8 protein-coding genes are annotated in these 8,934 nt (G+C 62.1%); 5 read left to right on the forward strand and 3 right to left on the reverse strand.

The window, feature by feature from the left end:
* Positions 1-36: 36 nt before the first annotated feature.
* The gene (ehuA, locus tag RWJ89_RS32570; RefSeq protein WP_316032009.1) at positions 37-822 is read right to left on the reverse strand and encodes an ectoine/hydroxyectoine ABC transporter ATP-binding protein EhuA; all 786 of its coding nucleotides are present in this window, start codon (positions 820-822) and stop codon (positions 37-39) included.
* Between the two features lie 121 nt (positions 823-943).
* Complete coding sequence (locus RWJ89_RS32575; protein WP_168281547.1) at positions 944-2,329, reverse strand: MocR-like ectoine utilization transcription factor EhuR; 1,386 nt, start codon at positions 2,327-2,329, stop codon at positions 944-946.
* Between the two features lie 101 nt (positions 2,330-2,430).
* On the opposite strand from RWJ89_RS32575, the gene RWJ89_RS32580 reads away from it, so the two are divergent.
* The 5 genes from RWJ89_RS32580 to RWJ89_RS32600 all read left to right on the forward strand — a co-directional run bounded on the left by RWJ89_RS32580 (position 2,431) and on the right by RWJ89_RS32600 (position 7,624).
* Entirely contained in the window at positions 2,431-2,928 is a 498-nt protein-coding gene (locus RWJ89_RS32580; protein ID WP_131662811.1) for an Lrp/AsnC family transcriptional regulator, read from the forward strand.
* 120 nt (positions 2,929-3,048) lie between these two features.
* On the forward strand, positions 3,049-4,545 hold the full coding sequence (locus RWJ89_RS32585) for an NAD-dependent succinate-semialdehyde dehydrogenase (protein ID WP_168281549.1): 1,497 nt from the start codon (positions 3,049-3,051) through the stop codon (positions 4,543-4,545).
* A 44-nt stretch (positions 4,546-4,589) separates the two neighbouring features.
* Positions 4,590-5,969 (forward strand): aspartate aminotransferase family protein, encoded by a 1,380-nt coding sequence (locus tag RWJ89_RS32590; protein ID WP_168281551.1) that lies wholly within the window; start codon positions 4,590-4,592, stop codon positions 5,967-5,969.
* Between the two features lie 14 nt (positions 5,970-5,983).
* On the forward strand, positions 5,984-7,057 hold the full coding sequence (locus RWJ89_RS32595) for an alcohol dehydrogenase family protein (RefSeq protein WP_131661101.1): 1,074 nt from the start codon (positions 5,984-5,986) through the stop codon (positions 7,055-7,057).
* A gap of 171 nt (positions 7,058-7,228) precedes the next feature.
* A complete protein-coding gene (locus RWJ89_RS32600) occupies positions 7,229-7,624 on the forward strand; it encodes a DUF4112 domain-containing protein (RefSeq protein WP_011648837.1) in 396 nt (131 codons plus the stop codon).
* A 145-nt stretch (positions 7,625-7,769) separates the two neighbouring features.
* Here the strand turns inward: RWJ89_RS32600 and RWJ89_RS32605 are convergent, their stop codons facing one another.
* Positions 7,770-8,807, reverse strand: coding sequence for a Gfo/Idh/MocA family protein (locus tag RWJ89_RS32605; RefSeq protein WP_316032010.1), 1,038 nt, complete (start codon positions 8,805-8,807; stop codon positions 7,770-7,772).
* Positions 8,808-8,934: the final 127 nt, after the last annotated feature.

Here is an 8,934-nt window from a genome sequence, read left to right on the forward strand (position 1 = left end):
TTCCTTGAGTTTTGTTCTTGCGGGCAATGTCTGAGTTCAGACGCGGTGCCCCGCCGCAATGATCTTGCGCAGGAAAGTCTGCGTCCTCTCCTGCGTCGGATTGCGAAAGATGTCGCCCGGCTTGCCTTCCTCGACGATCTTGCCGCGGTCGAAGAACAGCACACGGTCGGCGAAATCATGGGCGAAGCCCATCTCATGCGTGACGAGAAGCATGGTCATGTCGGTCCCGGAGGCGAGCCGCCGCATGACGTTCAGCACCTCCTCGACCAGTTCCGGGTCGAGCGCCGACGTCACCTCGTCGAACAGCATGATCTTCGGCGACAGCGCCAGCGCCCTGGCAATGGCGACGCGCTGCTTTTGTCCGCCGGAAAGCTGCGCCGGAACGCTCTTTGCCTTGTCGGCCAGGCCGACCATATCGAGAAGCTCCATCGCCCGCTTTTCCGCCGCGGGCCGCTTGATGCCCTTCGTCAGCATCGGCGCCAGCGTCACGTTGTCGAGCACGCATTTATGCGGGAACAGATTGAAATGCTGAAAGACCATGCCGATCTTTTCGCGCATCCGATGCAGATGCCGTTCATCGGCCGGCACCAGCCCGCTGCTATCAGGCATATGGTAGAGCTGTTCGCCGTCGACCTCGATATGGCCGCCGCTGATCGTCTCCAGCGTCATCAGAATGCGCAGGATCGTCGTCTTACCGGAGCCGGACGGCCCGATCAGCGCCAGCTTCTCGCCCGGCATGACATTCATCGACAGGCCGTCGAGCACGGTCAGCGGGCCGTATTTCTTGACGATATTGTCGATGCGGATGATGGGCGGAAGCATTCATGTCTCTCCCTGTTGAGACAAGCAATGTCTAACGATGACGGTCCATCAAAATCATGTCAATTCGTAAAATAATATCATGACAATTATTCTGCACACGCTCAAATACAAGGCAGCGGCATCAGATCGCAAGCAGCAGCTCTTCCGGATTGCCTTGCGCCAATGAGGCGACGATGCCGAGCCCGGTCCGCAACTCACTTTCCGTCGTCGAACCAAGCGAGATACGCACGGCCGGCGTCCAGCCCTGATCGGCGGTGTGGAACGATTTGCCGGGCGCGATCGCCACGCCGCGCAACCTTGCCTGCGATACGAAACCGTCCTCCGTATGATTGCCGGAGAGCGGCAGCCAGACGTGCAGGCTTTGCGGATGCGCCCGGTACGGCAGGCCGGCCAGCATCTCCGCCGCGATCGCGTGCCGGCTCAAAAGGGCACGGCGCTGCCAGTTGACCAGCTCCATCGCCGTGCCGTCGCTGACCCAGCGGGTGGCGATCTCGGCCATGGCAGGCGTCGCCATCCAGTTGGAGACAAGATGCCGGTTGGCGACGGCGGCGACATAGCGGTCGGGCGCGGTGAGATAACCGATCCGCAGGCCGGGAACAGTAATTTTCGTGAAGCTCGTGACGTAGAGTGTCCGCTCCGGCGCAAACGCGGCCATCGGCGGCGCACGACCCTCGACCATCGGGCCGAGAATATCGTTTTCGATGATCGCGATATCATGTTTGGCAGCGACGGTGGCAAGCGCCTGCCTACGCTCCGCGCTCATCAGCGCAGCCATCGGATTGATCACCGAGGGCTGCAGGAAAATGGCCCGGATCGGTCCCTTTCGGCAGGCTTCGTCCAGCGCTTCGGGGATCATGCCCTCCGCGTCGATCGCCAGTCCTTCGAGGTGCAGACCGAGATAGGTGGAGAGTGGAACGAGCGTATGGTGGCTGATCGCTTCGGTCGCAACCGTCGAGCCGGGCGGGGCGACGCTCATCAGCGCCACCGTCATGCCCGATGTGGCACCGTTCGTCACGCTGATGTTCAGCGGCGATACCTCCAGCCCGCAGCGCGCCAGCCATTCGGTGGCGACCGCGCGGTGGCGCGGAAACACCATGTTCGGTCTGAACGAAAGGGCCGAGCTGGAAGGCAGGTTTTCCGAAAGCCAGCCGAAGGCCTGCCGCAGCCTTTCCAAATGGATCTGCTCGCACACCGGCTTCAGGATCGAAAGATCGATCACCTCGCCCAGCCGTTCCGGCAGATAGGGCGGTTCCGGCTCGCGCGGCCTGGTCTGGACGAAGCTGCCGCGTCCGATCTCGCCTGATATCAGCCCCCGGCGGATCAGCTCGTCATAGGCGCGGCTGACCGTCTGCACGGAAAGATGCAGATCGTCCGCCAGCTTGCGATGCGGCGGCAATTGTGTGCCGTCGGAGAGCTTGCCGTCCGTGATCGCGCTTGCGATCTGTTCGGCAAGCGAGAGATAGGCCGGCCGGCGAAGTTGCGAGGGATCGGGGCGCCACTTTGTCATGATTTCAACACTGCTGAAAATCAGTTCAATTGACAATGCCAAAATGCGCTCCCATTGTCTTTTCCCTGCGTTTGAAATGATTTCTTTCTAAAGAAAGCACCATGAAGCTCGACGCCATCGACCTGCGCATTCTCGACGCCGTCCAGCGCGACGGCCGCATCACCAAACTGGCGCTGGCCGAAAAGGCCGGGCTGTCGCCGACGCCGTGCTGGATGCGGCTGCGCAAGCTCGAAAAGGCGGGTGTTATCACCGGCTATCACGCGCGCATCGCGCCGCGGCGGATCGCGCCGGTCGCCAGCGTGATGATGGAAGTGACGCTCGCCAACCATCGCCAGGCGGATTTCGAGCGCTTCGAGCGCGCCGTGACCGCGATCCCGGAGATTGTCGCCTGCTGGTCGGTCGGCGGCGGCGTCGATTACATCCTGAAGATCATCGCGCCCGATATCGATGCCTATCAGCGGCTGGTCGACGGGCTTCTCGACCGCGAACTCGGCATCGACCGCTACTTCACCTACATCGTCACCAAGACGGTGAAGGAGGACACAGTCCTTTCGGTCTCTTCCTTCACTGCCACCGATGAAGAACCGAGCGCGTCGTAGACAATCTCTCTGCCAGGCGGCCATCCTTTAGACCATCTCTCTCTTTTCGCATTCGCCAACAGACAATCTCTCGCCCGCTCCCGTGGAAGACTTGCGTCAACCGCCACGAGGAGAATGGATATGACCGCCGTTTTTGCCCGCCCCGCCTATCATGACGCGCTGTCGCGGCTCGCCGACCGTCATCTCCTGCGCGATCTCGCCTATGTCGGCGGCCGGTGGATCGCCGGCAAATTAGGGAAAAGTTTTGAGGTCACCGATCCCGCCTCTTCGGCGACGCTGGCCTGGGTTGCAAGCCTTGACGCCGATGAGACGGCGCTGGCGATCGATGCAGCGTCGGACGCATTCGCCGGCTGGCGCGCGATGCTGCCGCAGAGCCGCGCGGCGATCCTGCGCAAATGGTTTGAGCTGATGCTTGCCGCCAAGGAGGATCTGGCGCTGATCATGACGCTCGAACAGGGCAAGCCGCTGGCTGAATCGCGTGGCGAGATCGATTACGCCGCCTCCTTCGTCGAATGGTATGCCGAGGAAGGCAAGCGGCTGAACGCCGAGAGCGTCACCAGCCATCTGCCCGGCGCGGAAATGATCGTCAGGCGCGAGGCGCTCGGCGTCGTCGGCATCGTCACGCCCTGGAATTTCCCCTCTGCCATGCTCACCCGAAAGGCTGCCGCAGCGCTGGCCGCCGGCTGCACGGTCGTCGCCCACCCCTCCTCCGAGACGCCGCTTTCGGCACTGGCCCTTGCCGAGCTCGGCGAGCGTGCCGGCATTCCCGCCGGCGTCTTCAACGTTGTCACCGGCAATGCCGCAACGATCGTCGGACGGATGTGCGCCGATGTCCGCGTGCGCGCCATGAGCTTTACCGGCTCCACCGGGATCGGACGGCTGATCGCCGCCCAGTGCGCGCCGACCCTGAAGCGGCTGGTGATGGAACTCGGCGGCCACGCTCCGCTGATCATCTTCGACGACGCCGATATCGAAAAGGCGGTCGAGATCGCCGTCAACGCCAAATTTGCAACCTCCGGCCAGGACTGCCTTGCCGCCAACCGGATCTTCGTCCAGCGGCGGATCGCCGATGGCTTTGCCAAGGCCTTCGCAGACCGCATTGCCGAACTGAAAGTTGGTCCAGGGCTCGAGGATGGCGCCGAGATCGGACCGCTGATGCATGAACGCGCCGTCGCCAAGGTCGAGGGACAGGTCGCCGACGCGCTGGCGCATGGCGCACGGCTCGTCACCGGTGGCAGGCGCCACAAGGCCGGCCGGCTTTTCTACGAGCCGACGTTGCTGACCGATATGCCGGCGGATGCGCTGATCATGCGCGAAGAGACCTTCGGGCCTGTTGCGGCGGTTACCACTTTCGACACGGAAGACGAGATTATCTCTCGCGCCAACGATACCGAATACGGCCTCGTCGCCTATATCGTCACGGAGAACGGCGCCCGCCAGATGCGCCTCGGCCGCGCACTGGAATACGGCATGGTGGCGGTCAACCGGGTGAAGATCACCGGCGCTCCCATTCCCTTCGGCGGCTGGAAGCAGTCCGGCCTCGGCCGCGAGGGTTCACGCCATGGGCTCGAGGCCTTCACCGAGCTCAAATATATCTGCATCGACACGGCCGCCTGACCCCATTTTCAAGCAAGCCCCCATTTCAAGAAAGAGGCTACGACATGCTCGACAGAAGCAACGAACTCACCGCCTGGGACCGCGATCACTTCTTCCACCCCTCGACCCATATGGGCGGACATGCCCGCGGCGAGACGCCGACCCGTGTCGTCGCCGGCGGCGAAGGCGTCTACATCACCGACACGACAGGACGCAAAAGCCTCGACGCCTTTGCCGGTCTCTATTGCGTCAATGTCGGCTACGGTCGCCAGAAGATCGCCGACGCGATCGCCGAACAGGCGAAGAACCTCGCCTATTACCATGCCTATGTCGGCCACGGCACGGAAGCCTCGATTACGCTGTCGAAGATGATCATCGACCGCGCGCCCGCCGGCATGAGCCGCGTCTATTTCGGTCTCTCCGGCTCGGATGCCAACGAGACCAACATCAAGCTCATCTGGTACTACAACAACATCCTCGGCCGTCCGGAAAAGAAGAAGATCATCTCACGCTGGCGCGGTTACCACGGCTCCGGCGTCATGACTGGCAGCCTCACCGGCCTGGCGCTCTTCCATAATGCCTTCGATCTGCCGCGGGCGCCGGTGCTGCACACCGAAGCACCCTATTATTTTCGCCGCCCCGACCGGTCGATGAGCGAGGAGCAGTTCTCGCAATATTGCGCCGACAAGCTCGAGGAGATGATCATCGCCGAAGGCCCGGAAACGATCGCCGCCTTCATCGGCGAACCCATCCTCGGCACCGGCGGTATCGTACCGCCGCCGAAAAGCTACTGGCAGAAGATCCAGGCCGTGCTCGACAAATATGACATCCTGCTCGTCGCCGATGAAGTCGTCACCGGCTTCGGCCGTCTCGGCACGATGTTCGGCTCGGACCATTACGGCATGACGCCGGACCTGATCACCATCGCCAAGGGCCTGACCTCGGCCTACGCTCCTCTTTCCGGCACGATCGTGTCGAACAAGATGTGGCAAGTTCTGGTGCAGGGTTCCGATCAGCTGGGCGCGATCGGGCACGGCTGGACCTATTCCGCCCATCCGATCTGTGCCGCCGCAGGCATTGCCAACCTCGAACTGATCGACGAGCTCGGCATTGTCGAGAATGCCGGCGCGACCGGCGCCTATTTCCGTTCGGAACTCGCAAAGGCCGTCGGCGGCCACCGCAACGTCGGCGAAGTCCGCGGCGACGGGCTGATGGCGGCCGTCGAATTCGTCGAGGACAAGGACGACCGCACGTTCTTCGATGCCGGCCGCAAGATCGGCCCGCAGGTCGCCTCCGCCGTCCTCGAACGCGGTGTCATCGGCCGCGCCATGCCGCAGGGCGACATCCTCGGCTTCGCCCCGCCGCTTTGCCTGACACGCGAGGAGGCCGATATCGTGGTCAAGGCCGCGGCGGATGCGATCGAAACCGTCTTCAAGAACATCTGAGGGAGAAGAGCGGCATGACGATCCCGGAAAAGATGGCTGCGGTATTGCTCACCGGCCATGGCGGTTTGGACAAGCTCGTCTACAGCATGGACGTGGCTGTTCCGAGACCCACGGACGGCGAGGTTCTGATCCGCGTCACGGCCTGCGGCATGAACAATACCGACGTCTGGGTCCGCCAAGGCGCCTACGGCACCGAGGACGATCCGTCGGCCGTCTCCACATGGCGCAGGCAAGGCAATACGCTGACATTCCCGCGCATTCAGGGCACCGATGCGGTCGGCCATATCGTCGGCGTCGGCGCCGGCGTTGATCCGGCGCGCATCGGCGAACGCGTCATGGTCGACTTCTCGATCTATAACCGGGACGACGACAGCCTCGCCGACATCGATTACATGGGCCATGGCCGCGACGGCGGTTATGCCGAATACATGGCACTGCCGGCCGAGAACGCCCATGTCGTCGCAACCGATCTGACCGACGTCGAACTCGCCACCTTCTGCTGCGCCTATCTGACCGGCGAGCGCATGCTGGAACGGGCAAGGCTTGTCGCCGGTGAACGCGTCCTCGTGACCGGCGCCTCGGGCGGCGTCGGCTCGGCGATCATCCAGCTCGCACGTGCCCGCGGCGCCATCCCGATCGCGGTCGCAGGCCCCGGCAAGGAGGCGGCGATGCTCGATATCGGCGCCGAGGCGGTGGTGACCCGCGGCAAGGGCGATCTGGTGGAAGCCGTCCATTCCGCCAGCCGTGGCCACCCGATCGATGTCGTCGCCGATCTCGTCGGCGGGCCGCTGTTCAACGATCTCCTGAAGATCCTGCGCCCCGAAGGCCGCTACACGACAGCCGGCGCCATCGCCGGTCCGGTCGTTCAGCTCGATTTGCGGACCATGTATCTGAAGCAGCTGGAGCTGCACGGCTCGAGCCAGGGAAGCCGCGCCGACTTCCGCCGGATCGTCGGCTATATCGAAAGCCGGAAAATCCGGCCTCTCGTCGGCGGCGTCTATCCGCTGTCGGAATTCCACCGCGCGCAGACCGACTTCATGGCGAAGAACTTCGTGGGCAAATTGGTCGTGGTTCCCGACGAGAGATGATCCTTGCTTTCGCGGGCGAACCTTATCGGGTTTGCCGCGTTTCACGGCCATGGAATATCATCATGGCACCGGGCTTTCGCTGCGTCGGAATATTTCGCAGCAATGCGATGACATCCTTCCCGCGCCCTCGCTGGAGGGGGCGGTACGGTCGTTTACGCCGAAAGGTCGCTGATGCCAGCCTCCGCCAGCACGAAACACCTGACGTCCATCGAACTTGGAAGAATTCGGCGCGCCGTCGGCATAGCGCGCCTGATGGATACCGCTGTCAGATTGCCTGTCATCGGCGTGCGGATCGGTGCAGACTCGATTCTCGGCCTTATCCCGGCCGTCGGCGACATTGCCGCATCCCTCATCGGTCTTTTCATCATCGATGAGGCAAGACGCCTCGGCATTCCCACCCACAAGCTCGCACGCATGGCCGTCAATCTCGGGATCGACGCCGCCGGCGGAACCGTTCCGCTACTTGGCGATATCTTCGACGTCTATTTCAAATCTCATCGCCGAAACGTCGGCATCATTCTCGACCACTTTGGGATCAGCGAAGATGAGCTGAATCGGCGCATCTGACCAAGCCGGCGTCCCTTTGCAACTTCCCTGTCGAGGAATTTGTACGAGGCCGTCGGCACCGGTTCCAAGGAGGCCGCGTAACCGGTGCCCTCGCCTTAAAAGACGAGCAACCTGCAGAGGTGGATCTGAACTGGAGCGCTTTCGCTTAAAGTTCAGTCAGAGCGCCGGCCGTCTTCACTGCGTGGTCAAGAACGAATTGCAACTTGGCGGCGTGGCCGAAACCCGGCTCATCTGGCTGCCCCTTTTGTACGGCGTTTGCAAATCGCTGGAAATTGATGATGACCGGTTCGACCTCGATCGTGCGCCAGATTGCCTTGTCCGCGTCGGGACCTTCACATGCCCTGAGCGTCGAACCTTCAGGCGTATGCACCACCTCCAGCGCGCCCTTGTCTCCATGCAGGCGCAGGCGCAATTCGTTCAGATGGCCAGTCGCCCAGCGCGTTGCGTGAATGACGCCAGCGGCACCGTTTTCGAGTTCAGCCATCATCAGGAAACTGTCATTTGCATCGAGATCATACTCGCCGATCCGATTTCCGGGGCTCTTGTCGAACACCTTGAGATGCGATGCGGCCGCCTTGACGTCACTTCCGGCGGCAAAAACCGCGAAGTCGAGAATATGGATACCGACATCGCCCAGCACGCCATTGGAGCCGTGCTTTGTCGACAGTCGCCAAAGCCATTGCGATTCCTTGGTCCAGTCGCCCCACGCCTTTGAGACCAGCCAGCTCTGGAGATAAGACGCTTCGAAGTGGCGGATCGCGCCGATGCGTCCGTCCAGCACCATCTTACGCGCTGCTTGCAGCGGCGCTACATTACGATAGGTAAGGTTTACCATCGTGACCTTGCCGGACGCAGCGGCGGCGTCGGCCATCTCTTTGGCTTCGCGGTAGTTAACCGCAAGCGGCTTCTCGCAGAGGACATGCTTTCCGGCGCCGAGTATCTTCATTGTCGTGGAATAATGCGCGCGATCCGGCGTGACATTGGTCACGGCGTCAAACTCTCCCCAGGCAAGCGCGTCATCAAGCGACGTGAAAGTAAGTGGGATACCATGCCTGAGCGCGAAGGCCCGAAGCCGGACCTCGTCCGTATCGACAGCAGCAACGATTTTTACGTCGGCGATTTCGGAAAAATTCATGGCATGGGTGTTTGCCCATCCTCCGGTTCCGAGAATGATCAAGCGCATTTTTGTCCTCATGGTCGTTTATCGAACTGTTAGCAGCAAAATCGATCGTCTTTCACAAGCACCAGACACCCTTGCCGATAGCGCCCGTCTGTCATGGTCTCCACGCCCAAGGAAGGCGTTTCAATTT

The organism is Rhizobium sp. 10PS4, from assembly GCF_032464805.1.
Taxonomy (GTDB): Bacteria; Pseudomonadota; Alphaproteobacteria; order Rhizobiales; family Rhizobiaceae; genus Rhizobium; species Rhizobium laguerreae.